General features: G+C 74.1%; 11 protein-coding genes. 4 read left to right on the top strand and 7 right to left on the bottom strand.

Features of this window, described 5'->3' with window-relative positions; genetic code table 11:
- The first annotated feature begins 86 nt into the window (after window positions 1–86).
- The 3 genes from ACIGW2_RS25180 to ACIGW2_RS25170 all read left to right on the top strand — a co-directional run bounded on the left by ACIGW2_RS25180 (window position 87) and on the right by ACIGW2_RS25170 (window position 3,987).
- Window positions 87–698, top strand: a complete 612-nt coding sequence (locus tag ACIGW2_RS25180) for an NTP transferase domain-containing protein (RefSeq protein WP_399846093.1) — start codon at window positions 87–89, stop codon at window positions 696–698.
- Window positions 699–940: 242 nt separating this feature from the next.
- Window positions 941–2,563, top strand: coding sequence for a malate synthase A (aceB, locus tag ACIGW2_RS25175; protein ID WP_399846090.1), 1,623 nt, complete (start codon window positions 941–943; stop codon window positions 2,561–2,563).
- A gap of 275 nt (window positions 2,564–2,838) precedes the next feature.
- The gene (locus tag ACIGW2_RS25170; protein WP_399846088.1) at window positions 2,839–3,987 is read left to right on the top strand and encodes a GDSL-type esterase/lipase family protein; all 1,149 of its coding nucleotides are present in this window, start codon (window positions 2,839–2,841) and stop codon (window positions 3,985–3,987) included.
- A 96-nt stretch (window positions 3,988–4,083) separates the two neighbouring features.
- On the opposite strand, the gene ACIGW2_RS25165 is transcribed toward ACIGW2_RS25170, so the two are convergent.
- From ACIGW2_RS25165 to ACIGW2_RS25155, 3 genes are all read right to left on the bottom strand, one after another.
- The gene (locus ACIGW2_RS25165; RefSeq protein ID WP_399846086.1) at window positions 4,084–5,904 is read right to left on the bottom strand and encodes a hypothetical protein; all 1,821 of its coding nucleotides are present in this window, start codon (window positions 5,902–5,904) and stop codon (window positions 4,084–4,086) included.
- An 85-nt stretch (window positions 5,905–5,989) separates the two neighbouring features.
- The gene (locus ACIGW2_RS25160; RefSeq protein ID WP_391656586.1) at window positions 5,990–6,499 is read right to left on the bottom strand and encodes a GNAT family N-acetyltransferase; all 510 of its coding nucleotides are present in this window, start codon (window positions 6,497–6,499) and stop codon (window positions 5,990–5,992) included.
- Window positions 6,500–6,579: 80 nt separating this feature from the next.
- Entirely contained in the window at window positions 6,580–7,533 is a 954-nt protein-coding gene (locus ACIGW2_RS25155; RefSeq protein WP_399846082.1) for a fibronectin type III domain-containing protein, read from the bottom strand.
- A gap of 155 nt (window positions 7,534–7,688) precedes the next feature.
- Between ACIGW2_RS25155 and ACIGW2_RS25150 the strand changes: the two genes are divergently transcribed.
- Window positions 7,689–8,267 carry a hypothetical protein gene (locus tag ACIGW2_RS25150; protein ID WP_391656588.1) on the top strand — a complete coding sequence of 193 codons (579 nt, stop codon included), beginning with the start codon at window positions 7,689–7,691 and terminating at the stop codon, window positions 8,265–8,267.
- A gap of 7 nt (window positions 8,268–8,274) precedes the next feature.
- Here ACIGW2_RS25150 and ACIGW2_RS25145 read toward each other — a convergent pair whose 3' ends face one another.
- The 4 genes from ACIGW2_RS25145 to ACIGW2_RS25130 form a co-directional block, all read right to left on the bottom strand.
- On the bottom strand, window positions 8,275–9,120 hold the full coding sequence (locus ACIGW2_RS25145) for an aspartate/glutamate racemase family protein (RefSeq protein WP_399846078.1): 846 nt from the start codon (window positions 9,118–9,120) through the stop codon (window positions 8,275–8,277).
- A gap of 65 nt (window positions 9,121–9,185) precedes the next feature.
- Window positions 9,186–10,637, bottom strand: a complete 1,452-nt coding sequence (locus ACIGW2_RS25140) for a nucleobase:cation symporter-2 family protein (protein ID WP_391656590.1) — start codon at window positions 10,635–10,637, stop codon at window positions 9,186–9,188.
- A 295-nt stretch (window positions 10,638–10,932) separates the two neighbouring features.
- Window positions 10,933–12,324 (bottom strand): 8-oxoguanine deaminase, encoded by a 1,392-nt coding sequence (locus tag ACIGW2_RS25135; RefSeq protein WP_399846074.1) that lies wholly within the window; start codon window positions 12,322–12,324, stop codon window positions 10,933–10,935.
- 75 nt (window positions 12,325–12,399) lie between these two features.
- On the bottom strand, window positions 12,400–13,827 hold the full coding sequence (locus ACIGW2_RS25130; protein WP_391656592.1) for a nucleobase:cation symporter-2 family protein: 1,428 nt from the start codon (window positions 13,825–13,827) through the stop codon (window positions 12,400–12,402).
- Between the last annotated feature and the right edge of the window lie 21 nt (window positions 13,828–13,848).

The raw sequence follows: 13,848 nt of genomic DNA, 5'->3' as shown, positions 1-13,848 counted from the left end.
CGCCAGCGGCATGACGCGATTTCAGGCGTCCGGGTGGCGGGGTCCTTTGGTCGGGTCGGCGGGGCCCGATGCGGTATGCAGTCCCCATGACGCATGAGACTGAGGAACCCCTGGTCGCCGGGCTGCTGCTGGCCGCGGGCGGTGGGCGCCGGCTCGGCGGCCGGCCGAAGGCGCTGCTCCCCCATCGCGGGCGTCCGCTGGTGGAGCACGCGGTGCGGACGCTGCGCGAGGGCGGCTGCGAGGTGGTGCACGTGGTGCTGGGTGCGGCGGCGGAGCGGGTGCGGGCGGAGGCCGAGCTGCCGGGCTGCGTGCTGGTGGACAACCCGGACTGGGCCGAGGGCATGGGGTCCTCGCTGCGGGTGGGTCTCGGCTCGCTGCGGGCGGCGGCGCCGCCGGTGGACGCGGCGCTGGTGTCGCTGGTGGACCAGCCGGGGATCGGCGCGGCGGCGGTGGCCCGGGTGCGCGGGGCGTACGACGGGCGGCGGGCGCTGGCGGCGGCCTCGTACCAGGGCAGGCGGGGGCATCCGGTGCTGTTCGGCGCGGACCGCTGGGCCGGGATCGCGGCGGGGGCGGTCGGGGACCGGGGTGCGCGGGACTACCTGGCGGCGCACCGGGATGCGATCACGCTGGTGGACTGTTCGGATGTGGCCGAGCCGTACGACATCGACACGGAGGCGGATCTGGACCGGCTGGAGTGAGGCACCGGGAGTGAGGGGCGTGGCACCGTGCGCCACGTTCTGTCGACCCAAAGAATCTCGACATCAACAAACCATTGAACTTCCACCATGAGGAAACTAGTATCCACTGTTCAGAAGCGCCTGATCCCCCGAGACGGCGCTCCCGGCCGTATCCCGGCGCCTGTGGCACTGCGTGCCGCATGACGACGCCCGGCGGCCGGGCTGGCACCGCCCGTGAAGTCCGCTGAAGGAAGTGACAGTTCATGTCCGCACCAGCGCCGTCCTCCCTGGTCGTCGTCGAAGCCGAGCCCCTGCCGCGCCAGGAGGAGGTGCTCACCGACGCGGCCCTCGCCTTCGTGGCCGAGCTGCACCGCCGGTTCACCCCGCGCCGGGACGAGCTGCTCGCCCGCCGTGCCGAGCGCCGCGCCGAGATCGCCCGCACGTCCACCCTGGACTTCCTGCCCGAGACGGCGGCGGTCCGCGCCGACGACTCGTGGAAGGTCGCGCCCGCCCCGGCGGCGCTGAACGACCGGCGGGTGGAGATCACCGGCCCGACCGACCGCAAGATGACGATCAACGCGCTGAACTCGGGCGCGAAGGTCTGGCTCGCGGACTTCGAGGACGCCTCGGCGCCCACCTGGGAGAACGTGGTCCTCGGCCAGGTCAACCTGATCGACGCCTACACCCGGAACATCGACTTCACCGACCCGAAGTCGGGCAAGTCCTACGCCCTCAAGCCGGCCGAGGAGCTCGCCACGGTCGTCATGCGCCCGCGCGGCTGGCACCTGGAGGAGCGCCACCTCACCGTGGACGGGCGCCCGGTCCCCGGCGCGCTCGTCGACTTCGGCCTCTACTTCTTCCACAACGCCCAGCGCCTGATCGACCTCGGCAAGGGCCCGTACTTCTACCTGCCGAAGACGGAGTCGCACCTGGAGGCCCGCCTCTGGAACGAGATCTTCGTCTTCGCCCAGGACTACGTGGGCATCCCGCAGGGCACCGTCCGCGCCACGGTCCTCATCGAGACCATCACGGCCGCGTACGAGATGGAGGAGATCCTCTACGAACTGCGCGACCACGCCGCCGGGTTGAACGCCGGCCGCTGGGACTACCTCTTCTCCATCGTCAAGAACTTCCGTGACGGCGGGCCGAAGTTCGTGCTGCCGGACCGCAACGCGGTCACCATGACCGCCCCGTTCATGCGCGCGTACACCGAGCTGCTCGTGCGCACCTGCCACAAGCGCGGCGCGCACGCGATCGGCGGCATGGCGGCCTTCATCCCGTCCCGGCGCGACGCCGAGGTCAACAAGGTCGCCTTCGAGAAGGTCAAGGCCGACAAGGACCGCGAGGCCGGCGACGGCTTCGACGGCTCCTGGGTCGCCCACCCCGACCTGGTGCCGATCGCCATGGCCTCCTTCGACGCCGTCCTCGGCGACAAGCCCAACCAGAAGGACCGGCTGCGCGAGGACGTGCACGTGGCCGGACCCGAGCTGATCGACATCGCCTCGCTGGACGCCCGGCCCACCTACGAGGGCCTGCGCAACGCCGTCCAGGTCGGCATCCGCTACATCGAGGCCTGGCTGCGCGGCCTGGGCGCCGTCGCCATCTTCAACCTGATGGAGGACGCCGCCACCGCCGAGATCTCGCGCTCGCAGATCTGGCAGTGGATCAACGCCGGGGTCGAGTTCGAGAGCGGCGCGAAGGCCACCCCCGAGCTGGCCCGCCAGGTCGCCGCCGAGGAGCTCGCCGCGATCCGCGCCGAGATCGGCGAGGAGGCCTTCGCGGCCGGGAAGTGGCAGCAGGCGCACGACCTCCTGCTGCACGTCTCCCTGGACGCCGACTACGCGGACTTCCTCACCCTCCCCGCCTACGACCAGCTGGTCGGCTGACCGCACAACAGCCGTCCACGCCCCTGAGGGGCAGGCAGGACCCGACCCCGCCCCCGGTGCTCGCACAGCACCGGGGGCGGGGTCTCTTTTCGGCCCGGAGGCCTTTGCGGGAGAAACGGCCGGTTTTCGCTCCATGGCGTTTCACAAGTCACGTGACGCAACCGAAATACGCAACTACCTAGCGGTAACAAGGCGGCGCGTGCGAAATTCCGCCATGCCACCGGCCGGCGGACGTCCCCCACTCACTGCGCACCGCATCCCGCAGGAGCACAGCCATGCCTTCGTACCGCCACCGCGCACTGCGCGGACTGCTCCCCCTGTGCCTGGCCGCCGGACTCGTCACCCTGGCGCCCTCCCCCGCCCTCGCCTCCCCCGGCAGCGGCCCCACCGCCGTCGTCACGATGGGCGACAGCTACATCTCCGGCGAGGCCGGCCGCTGGCAGGGCAACAGCCTGACCACCAGCGGCAGCCGGTCCGGCACCGACCGCGCCTGGACCGGCAGCACGTACGACCCGAGCCGGGTCTACGGCAGCACCGAGGCCAACGGCTGCCACCGCTCCGACTCGGCCGAGGTGAACAGCGCGGGCGCGCTCACCGACGAGCGGATCAACCTCGCCTGCTCCGGCGCCACCACCCAGAACGTCTTCCGGAGCGTCTCCGGCGGTGTCTCCTACAAGGGCGAGGCCCCGCAGGCCGACCGGCTCGCCGCCGTCGCCGCGAGCCGAGACGTGAAGCTGATCGCGCTCTCCATCGGCGGCAACGACCTGGGCTTCGCCGACATCATCAGCACCTGCGCCACCGACTACATCGTCTGGTACTCCTACTGCCACGACGACCAGCAGGCCGCCGTCGACGCCAAGATCGACGGGGTGATGGCGAACGTCGGCAAGGCCGTCGACGAGATCCGGGCGGTGATGTCGGGCGCCGGCTACGGCGCCTCCGACTACCGGATCGTGCTCCAGTCCTACCCCTCCCCCATCCCCCGCGCGACCGAGAACCGCTACTCGGAGAGCGGCTGGAGCCGGACGAACACGGGCGGCTGCCCCTTCTGGGACCTGGACTCGAACTGGGCCCGCGACTCGCTGGTGCCGCAGATCGCGAACCGCCTGAAGGGGGTGGCGACGGCGAAGGGCGCGCAGTTCCTCGACCTGCGCGACATGCTCCAGGGGCGCGAGGTGTGCGCGAAGGCGAGCAAGCAGGTGTCGTCGACGGTGCCGGCCTCGGCGAGCACCAGCGAGTGGGCCCGCTGGATCGACCAGAACCAGACCCAGGGCCCGCTCCAGGAGAACATGCACCCCAACTACTACGGCCAGCTGGCGCTGGGCCGCTGTCTGGCGCTGATCAACGCCCGGCCGACCGGCAACTTCGCCTGCCGGAACACGGCGGGCAGCGGCGCCTCGGGGATGTACCTCACCACCGGCTGAGCACCGGCCCCGGGGGGCGTCTTGTCGATCAGGCCGGATCAGCGACCGGGCGTCGAGGGCCCGGCGGGACCGGCGAGACACCCCCTGGGGCCGCCGTCACGGCAGGGTGACGCCGAGCGGGCGCAGCACCCGCGCGGTCTCGTGCGGGTCGGCGGCCGCCATCGCGGCGACCAGGGCCGCCGACCCGCCGGGCCAGCGGGCCGCCGCCGTGTCGAAGGCGGTCCGGCGGGCCTCCAGCGGGCCCTTCTTCGCCGGGAGCGCGTCGAGCACGGCGAGCGCGCGGGCCGCCGCCGGCACCGCGCCCGGGTCCACGGGCTCGCCGCGCGCGGTCAGCTCGGCCGCGGCCCTGGCCCCCGCCACCGGGTCGGCGAGGGCCGCGTGCAGGGCCCCGGAGGGCACCGCCGACCAGTCGAGCAGCGCGAGCAGCGCGCGGGTCGAGGCGGCGTCGGAGGTTCCGGCGTTGACGGTGCCGACGGCGTCGAACAGCTCGCTCCAGGCCGCATCGGCGCCGTCCCGGGCGGCCAGCCAGGCACCGAGCACCCGGCCGGCGGGGGCGGGCGGCCAGCCCTCGGCGGCGGCCACCAGGGTGGCGGCCGGCCAGGCGGCGGCCTCGGCGGCGTCGGGGACCTGGACCCGGCGCACCGCGAGCAGATAGCGCACCGCGGCGCAGCCGCGCGCGGTGAGCCCGAAGGCGTCCCCGTGGCGGAAGACCAGTCCGGTGGCGGCGAGCCGGTCGACGACGGCGGCGAGTTCGCGGGCGGGCTTGTCGAGCCGGGCCCGGTCGGCGTCGGTGAGGCCGGGCGTGCCGAGCAGCCGGGCGAGTTCGCCGGGGTCCGGGGTGGTGTACGCGGGCGAGCCGGGCGGCGGTACGGGGACGGGCGCGTCCTCCAGGTCGGGGTCGACGGTCCAGTCCTCGAACTCGGCGGCGCGGCGGGCGACCGACTCGGCGGAGCAGCCGCGCTGGTAGAGCGTGTAGAGCAGGTGGGCGGCCTCGCCGCCGTACGGTCCGGAGTCCTCCCCGTCCGGGCCGGCGAGGGCGTCGACGGCGGCGGCGAGCAGGTCGGCGTCGGCCTCGACGTCCGCGCCCCCGGCCGGCCCGGCCCCCGTGGTGGCGCCGCTCTCCGGCGGCGGGAGCGGCACGGCGGGGTCGCCGTAGTAGTCGAGGTGCTCGTCGAGCAGGGCGTCGGCGAGGACGAGGTGGGGGAAGTCGTCGGGGCCGGGCGCGAGGTGGGCGTAGGGGCCGGCCAGGCCCTCGGCGAGTCCGGCGGCGGTCCACCGGTCGAGCAGGGCCTGGGCGACGGTCCCGATGCCCTGGGCCACGTCGTGGTCGCCGAGCAGCGGCCCGGCGGCCGGCGGGTGCTCGGCGTCGCGGACGTAGGCCCTGGTCAGGACCTCGGCGAGGAGGACGTCGGCGAGCGCGGTGCGGCCCATCAGGTCGGCCCGGCGCATGCCGTCGGGCAGCGGCGGCCCGTCGAGCCGGGCGAGCCAGTCGCGTACGGCTCCGGGGTCTCCGGGGTCGGTGCCGTCGGCGCGCAGCCGCTGGGCGTACCAGCGGTGCCAGGTGAGGTTGCCGGGGTCGCCCATGGCGCGGGCGAAGTCGGGCTCGGCCTCGGCGAGCGCGGCCTCGGCGCGCTGTCGGCGGTCTCCGTCGAGCCCGGCGACCAGGGCCCGCAGCACGGCCGGGTAGACGTCCAGCTCGGCGGGGGCGGCGCCCACGAACGCCGGCAGGTCCTCCAGGAGGAGCCGTCGGATCAGCGCGGGCGTGGGCTCCGGCATCCCGCCGGCCCGCTCCGCGCCGCGCAGGGCGAGCAGCCCGAGCACGGCGTCCACGGCCCGGGCCGCGCCGGACCCGCGGAACTCGGGGTGCGCTGCCAGGAACGCGTCAACACCGGTGTTGGTGAGAACGATCTCGGCCACGCTTCCCAGCGTAGTTCGGGGGGCGGCGGAACGCGTTCGGGACGCGGCGGGCGGAACGACGGGGCGTCCGTGGGGCGGCCCGGTGTCAGCGGGCCGGGGTCTCGGCCAGGGCGAGGGTGAAGGCCACCCGGGCGAGTCCGGGGCCGTCGTAGTCGGCGAGCGGGGCGGAGGCGGTGAAGCCGAGCCGGGTGTGGAAGGCCTGCGAGGCGGTGTTCTCGGGGCTGGTGACGCAGTGTACGGCGGTGCGGCCGTGTGCCCGGGCGAGGTCGAAGAAGGCCCGGTAGAGGGCCTGGCCGACGCCCCGTCCGTGGAGGGCCGGATCGACGCCGACGAAGTGCACGTAGGCGGTGTCGGGGTCGGTCTGCGACAGGAAGCCGACGAGGAACGCGGCGAGTGCGCCGTCCGGGTGCTCCACCACGAGGCTGGTGGTGGTGAAGTGCTGGAAGTACAGCCGGGGCAGGAGCAGGGCGCGCTCCATCGCCCCCGCCTCGCCCTTGAGGTCGCCCCACCACGCGTCGAGGACGGCGAGGACGCGCGGGTGGTCGTCGGTGGTGGGGTGGCGGGCGGTGAGGCCCGCGGGAAGGTTGTCGATCATGGTCTCAGTCTGGCACCGGCGGGCGCCGGTTTCCGGGTTTTTTCAGGGAGTTGGGCCGCGGGGCGGGCGGCGAGGGGCGGTCAGGGGGTGACCGCCGTGACGGGTGCCGAGAAGTCGCCCCAGGTGCCGTCGGGGAGGCGGGCGCGCAGGGTGAGGGCGTAGCGGAGGCCGGGGGTGGTGGGGACGGCGAGGGTGTAGTTCACCGGGCCGGGGGCGGGGTCGGCGCCCCAGACGATGGTGGTGGCGAAGCGTCCGTTGAGGTGCAGCTGGTGCTCCCTGACGGGGCCGGTGGTGCGGGGCGGGGTCCAGGTGACGGTGAGGGAGCCCCGGGTGGCGCGGACGGTGACGCCGGTGGGTGCGGTGGCGGGGCGGCGGCCGGGGGCGGCGGGGGTGGTGAGCGGGACGGCGTTGCTGTCCGGGGAGGAGTTCTCGGCGGCGTCGCGGGCGCGCACGGTGAAGAGGTAGGCGGTGGCCGGGCGCAGGCCGGTGACGCGGGTCTCGGTCGCGGTGCCGGGGACGGTGTGGACGCGGGAGCCGGACTGGTAGACGTCGTAGGCGGTGACGCGGGTGTCGTCCCGGGCGGGGCGCCAGGCGAGCACGGCGGCGTCGGGCCCGGCGGGGGTGAGCCGCAGGGCGGTGGGGCGGGTGGGGGCGGTGCGGTCCTCGACGCCGGCGGCGGGGGTGGTGGCGGTGACGGCGGCGCTGTCCGGGGAGACGTTGCCGGCGGCGTCGCGGGCACGGACGGTGAAGGTGTGGGCGGTGGCGGGGGCGAGGCCGGTGACGTCGGTCATCAGGGTCTCGGCGGGCAGGTCCTTGAGCTTGCGGCCCTGGCGGTAGACGGCGTAGCCGGTGACGGCGCGGTCGTCGGTGGCGGGGCTCCACATGACGTGGACGGTGGTGGCGCTGCCCGCGGTGGCGGTGACGCCGGTGGGCGGGACCGGGGCGCGGGTGTCCTCGGGGGTCGCGGCGGCGCCGGCGCAGCCGGTGAGCAGGGTGGCGAGCGCCAACAGGGTTGCGGCGTGGGGGCGTTGCATGGGGGGTGCCTCCGTCCGGGGGGGGTTCCGGTGAAAGGTCTGGACCTGTATCGCACGGCGGCCGGGACGGGGGCAAGGGGGCGGTCGCGGTGGCGTTGTCAGTGGGGTGCGCTTCACTGGTTCCATCACTCTCCGTAGTCGAATCTGGGGGAATCGTGACGGACCGTACGACGTATGTGACCCTGGCCGGGCTGCGCGGGCGCGGGTGGAGCGACGCGATGGTCGGCGAGCTGCTCGGGCAGCCCGATGTGCGGGGGCGCGACCCGCGGCGCTGGTCGCTCGCGCCGGTGCTCCTCTACCTCCTCGCGCGGGTCGAGGCGGTGGAGCGCACGCCGGAGTTCCTGCGGGCCGCGGCCCTCGCCGGGCGCGGCTCGGCGGCGGCCGGCGCGCAGGCCGAGCGGCGCCGGCGGGCGGTGCTCGCGGCGATCCGCGCCGAGCCGATCACGGTGCCCCGGCTGTCCTCCGCCGAGCTGGAGCGGCGCGCGGTGCGGCACCGGCACCTGCTGGGCGCCCGCGGTCCGGGCGGGGTGACGGCGGGCGCGATGGTCCGCTGGCAGGTGGGCTATCTGCGGCACGCCCTGTCCCGGTACGACACGCTGCTCGACGGCCTGTACGGGGACACAGGCCGGGCCGAGGCCGAGCGGCTGCTGCGCCGCCGGGTGTACGAGGCGATCGCGGCGACCTATCCGCACCTGGCCCGGGAGTGCGCGCGGCGCATGGAGGTGGAGCGGTGAGGGCGTGTCAGGCCCGGCCGAGCACCCGGGCGATCCGGCGGCAGGCGGCCGGGACCGGGGCGACGACCGGCACGGTGAGCCGCGACCGGAGGGCCTCGGCGGCGTCGCCCAGCGGGCCCCCGCCGATGACCACGACCTCGGCCCCGTCCCGTACGACACAGGCGCGGGCGGCCGTCTCCAGGGCGGCGAGCAGGACCGCGGGGTGGGCGGAGAGACGTTCGGGCGCACCGGCGGTGAAGCGGGCTCCGGTGTACCCGGCGGTGAGACCGAGCCGGGTGACCAGGGTGTCGATCGAGGCGGCGAGCAGCGGAGTGGTCGTCGCGATGCCGAAGCGCCGACCGCCCGCGGCCGCCTCGGCCAGGGCCGCCTCGCCGATGCCGACGACGGGAACGGGAACGGATACGGGGACGACGGGAACGGGAACGAGGACGGGAACGTGCTCGGGCCCGGACGCCCGGCCGGGCGCGCCCAAGGGGCCCGGATCCTCGCGCAGTTCGGGCACACCGGGGTCACCGAAGGCGGATACGGGAACGAGGGCGGGAAAGTGCTCGGGCCCGGGCGCCCGGCCGGGCGCGCCCAACGGGCCCCGATCCTCGCGCAGTTCGGGCACACCCGGGTCGCCGAAGGCGGCGACGATCAGGGCGGCGCAGTCGCCGGCGGCCAGGGCCCGGCGGGCGGCGGCGAGGACGTGCGGGACGGCGGCGCTCAGGGCGGCCGGGTCGGTGAGCATCGGCGGCCCGGCGGCGACCGTGACGCCCCGGACCCGCAGGCCGGTGCCGGCGAGGGCGCGGCGGGCGATGCCGGTCATCATCCGGGTGGTGGCGGCCGAGGTGTTGGGGTTGACCAGGACCACGCCCGGCGCCCCGGGCTCCGCGGCGTGCGCGGGGACCGGGGCGGACGGGCGGGGGTGCGGGCGGTTCAGTGGGCGTGGACCGCCTTCGCGGAGGCCGTCTCGGAGATCTCCTCGCCCGGCTCCATCGGCGCGGTCACCGTGTCGGCGTCGCGGTTCTTGCCGAGGTGGTTGAAGACCAGGTTGAGCAGCACGGCGGCCACACAGCCGGTGGAGATGCCCGAGTCCAGGATGATCTTCGCCGTCTCGGGGAAGGCGTGGTAGAACTCCGGCTTGGTGATCGGGATGATGCCGACCGCGAGCGAGACGGCGACGATCAGCACGTTGTTGTCCTTCTCCAGGCCGGCCTTGACCAGGGTCTGGATGCCGCTCGCGGCGACCGAGCCGAAGAGGACGACGCCCGCGCCGCCGAGCACCGGTCGCGGCACGACCGAGATCAGCGAGGCGGCCACCGGCGAGAGGCCCATGAGGACCAGGAAGCCGCCGCCGCAGGCGACCACGAAGCGGCTGCGGATCCGGGTCATCGCGACCAGGCCGATGTTCTGCGCGAAGGCGCTGCACATGAAGCCGTTGAAGAGCGGGCTGAGCGCCGAGCCGAGGGTGTCGGCGCGCAGTCCGGCCGCGATGGTCTTCTCGTCGGCCGGCCGGTCGACGATCTCGCCGAGCGCCAGCATGTCGGCGGTCGACTCGGTCATGGAGACCAGCATGACGACGCACATGGAGATGATCGCGGCGAGCGCGAACTGCGGGGCGCCGAAGTGGAACGGGGTGGGGAAGCCGACGATGTCCGCCTCGGTCACCGGGCTGAAGTCGGCGACGCCGAACGGGATCGCGATGAGGGTGCCGAGCACCAGGCCGACCAGGACGGCGATCTGCTTGAGGAAGCCGCGGGTGAAGCGGCGCAGCAGGAGCACGACGACCAGGGTGATGCCGGCCAGCGAGAGATAGGTGGTCGAGCCGTAGTCGGTGGCCTTGGGGTTGGGGCCCTGGGCCCAGCCGAAGGCGACCGGCAGCAGCGAGACGCCGATCAGGGTGATGACGGAGCCGGTCACGACCGGCGGGAAGAACCGCACGAGGCGGGAGAACCAGGGGGCGGCGATGAAGCCGAGCAGTCCGGCGACGATGATCGCGCCGAAGATCACCGGGAGGGCGTCGGCCTTGTCCTTCGTGGTGTCGATGATGGCGAGCATCGGGGCGACACCGGCGAAGGTGACGCCGTTGACGAAGGGGAGCCTGGCACCGATCTTCCAGACGCCGAGGGTCTGGAGGAAGGTGGCGAGTCCGGCGGTGAAGAGACTGGCGCCGGTGAGGAACGTCAGTTCGGTCCCGGAGAGGCCCACGGCCGCTCCGACGATCAACGGCGGGGCGACGACCCCGGCGTACATGGCGGCCACGTGCTGCAGACCGCTGGTGAGCATTTTCGCTGGGGGCAGGGTCTCGTCGACCGGATGCTTCGTCCGGTCGCCGGCGGGGGCGCTGCCTGCGTCTTGTGCATTGCGAACCTGGGGCTTGGCGGCCACGGCGGTTCCTCCGGTCGGGTACACGTCGGCGGGGACGCGGGTGTCAGGGAGGTGGTGCGATGCGGTGCGGGGTGCAGGAGGTGCGGCTCGGTGCGGGGTGGAGCGGTGCGTCGGCCGAGGGGCTGCCGCGCGGGACGGACGTCCGGTGGGGGTGCGGACGCGGGTGCACCGTTCCGGGGGGTGGCGCACGACTGGTGCGTGTGCACACCCCCCGGTCCGGCAGCCGCGGACCCCGCTCGGGTCCGCGGTGACCGACCGAGGGCCGTCCCCCTCGGTCGGACTCCTTGGGGAGGGATCAGCCCTGGGCCGCGATGCGGGCCAGGCGCTGCGCCTCCGCGCGCGCGTCGCGCGCGATGGCGTCCTCGTCGGCGGTCAGCAGGCGGTTGTTCTCCACGATCTGCCGGCCGTTGACGAAGGAGGCGGTGACCGGGGCCGCGGCACCGAAGACGATGGCGGTGACCGGGTCGGCGATCGAGGAGTGGCCGAGGCCGTCGATCTTCCAGAGGACGAAGTCGGCGAGCTTGCCCGGCTCCAGGGAGCCGATGCTGTCGGCGCGGCCGAGGACCTGCGCGCCGCCGTAGGTGCCGAGGCGCAGCGCCTGGCGGGCGTTGAGCGCGGCCTCGCGGTGCGCGCCGAGGCGGTTGATGAGGAGCGCGTTGCGCAGCTCGGTGTGCAGCTCGCCCGACTCGTTGGAGGCGGTGCCGTCGACGCCGAGGCCGACCGGGACGCCCGCCTTCAGCATGTCGGGGACGCGGGCGATGCCGGCGGCGAGGCGCGCGTTGGAGGACGGGCAGTGGGCGACACCCGTCTTCGTGCGGGCGAAGGCGGCGATGTCGGAGTCGTTCATGTGGACGCAGTGCGCCATCCACACGTCCTCGCCGAGGAAGCCGGTGGACTCGAAGTAGTCGGTCGGGCCCATGCCGAACAGCTCGTGGCAGAACTTCTCCTCCTCCACGGTCTCCGAGCCGTGGGTGTGCATGCGCACGCCGAGCCGGCGGCCGAGGGCCGCGCCCTCGCGCAGCAGCTCGGTGGAGATGGAGAAGGGCGAGCAGGGGGCGACGGCGACCTGGGTCATCGCGTCGAAGGAGGCGTCGTGGTACTTGCGCACCGTCTCCTCGGTCGCGGTGAGCGCGCCCTCGGTGGTCTCGACGGCGAAGTCCGGCGGCAGGCCGCCGTCCTTCTCGCTGCGGTCCATGGAGCCGCGGGCGAGGGTGAAGCGGACGCCCATGTCGGCGGCGGCGCCGATGATGGCGCCGGACAGGTCGCCGGAGCCCTGCGGGTAGACGTAGTGGTGGTCCATGGCGGTGGTGACACCGCCGCGGGCCATCATGGCGAGCGAGCCCTGCGCGGCCGTGCGGACCATCGACTCGTCGATCCGCGCCCACGTCGGGTAGAGCGCGACCAGCCAGTTGAAGAGGTTGTGGTCGGTCGCGAGACCCCGGGTGATCCACTGGTAGAAGTGGTGGTGGGTGTTGACCAGACCCGGCGTGATCAGGTGGCCGGTGGCGTCGATCCGCCGGACCACGTTCTCCAGGCCCTCGGGCGCGCGGCCGGCGCCGAGGGACTCGATCTTGTTGCCCGCGACGACGAGGTGGCCGGTGGCGTACTCGGTGTCGTGCGCGTCCACGGTCGCGATCGCCGCGTTCTCGACGACGATGCGCTGCGGGGCTGCCGAAGGTGCTGCCATGGCGGTGCTTCCTTCATTCCTAAGGGGTGGGGGTCCCCCCGTGACGGGGTCGCGGGGGGAGGGCACGGCAGGACCCTAGGAGGATTTGAGTGCCGGGGCCGCCTGACGGCTCCGGGTGCCGAGATGGTGGAAGAACAGGTTCAGCAGGACGGCGACGAGCGCGCCGGCGCTGATGCCGGACCCGAGCACGGTCTGTGCCCAGGCGGGGAATCCGGCGTAGAAGGTGGGTGCGGCGAGCGGGATGATGCCCGCGCCGAGCGCGACGGCCACCAGGATGATGTTGGAGCTGTCGTCGAGGCCGGCCTCGGACAGGGTGCGGATGCCGCTGACCGCGATCGAGCCGAAGAGGACGATGCCCGCGCCGCCGAGGACCGGCATGGGGACCAGCGAGACGACCGCGCCGAGGACCGGGAAGGCGCCGAGGACCAGCAGGGCGCCGCCGGCGACGGCGACCACGTAGCGGCTGCGCACCCGGGTCAGCGAGACGACGCCGACGTTCTGGGCGAAGGCCGAGGTGGGGAAGCCGCCGAAGACGGGGCCGATCAGGGTGGCGATGCCGTCGGTGCGCAGGCCGCGGGTGATGGTCCGCCCGTCGCTGCGCCGCTCGCAGATCTCGCCGAGGGCGAGCATGCCGGCGCTGGACTCGGTCATCAGGACCAGCATGACGATGCACAGGGAGAGGATCGCAGCGGGCTGGAACTCGGGGGCGCCGAAGGCGAAGGGGGCGGGCAGCGCGGCGACCGGCGCCTCGCGCAGGGCGGTGAAGTCCGCCATGCCGAAGGGGATCGCGGCGAGCGTGCCGATGAACAGGCCGAGCAGGAGGGCGATCTGCTTGACGAAGCCCTTGCCGAAGCGCTGGAAGAGGAGGATGACGACCAGGGTGAAGGCGGCGAGCGCCAGGTACTTCATGGAGCCGAAGTCGGCGGCGTTCTTGTCGCCGCCCTGCGCCCAGCCCACCGGGACGGGCATCAGGGTGACCCCGATGAGGGTGATGACGACGCCGGTGACGAGCGGCGGGAAGAAGCGCAGCAGCCGCCCGAAGAAGGGGCCGACGGCGAGGCAGAAGACTCCGGCGACCATGACCGCGCCGTAGATGGCGGGGAGTTGGTGGCCCTTGGCGCTGGTCTCGGCGATGGCGAGCATGGGCGCGATGCCGGCCGAGGAGGCGGCGTTGACGAAGGGCAGCCGGTTTCCGGCGAAGCCGCCGAGGCCGATCGTCTGCAGGATGGTGGCGCAGCCGGCGATGAGCAGGCTGGCGGCGATGAGCCGGGTCATGCCGGCGGCGTCCAGGCCGACGGCCTGGCCGATGATGAGCGGAGGGGTGACGACGCCGGCGTACATGGCGGCGATGTGCTGGAGCGCCGCGGGGACGAGCCGCGAGGCGGGGAGCTTCTCGTCCACGGGGTGGCAGTCGGCCGGGGACGGGGCCGAGGACGGAGCCGTGGTGGACGGGGTGGAACACGGGCCTTCGGCGGACGCCGGCCCCTTTGCGGGCAGTGCCATGCTGGGTTCCCTCCGGTCTGG

It is taken from the genome of Streptomyces sp. NPDC053541 (assembly GCF_044544705.1).
Classification (GTDB): Bacteria; Actinomycetota; Actinomycetes; order Streptomycetales; family Streptomycetaceae; genus Streptomyces.
The sequence above is the reverse complement of the archived record's forward strand: the minus strand, read 5'-3'. Positions and strand labels throughout refer to the sequence as shown.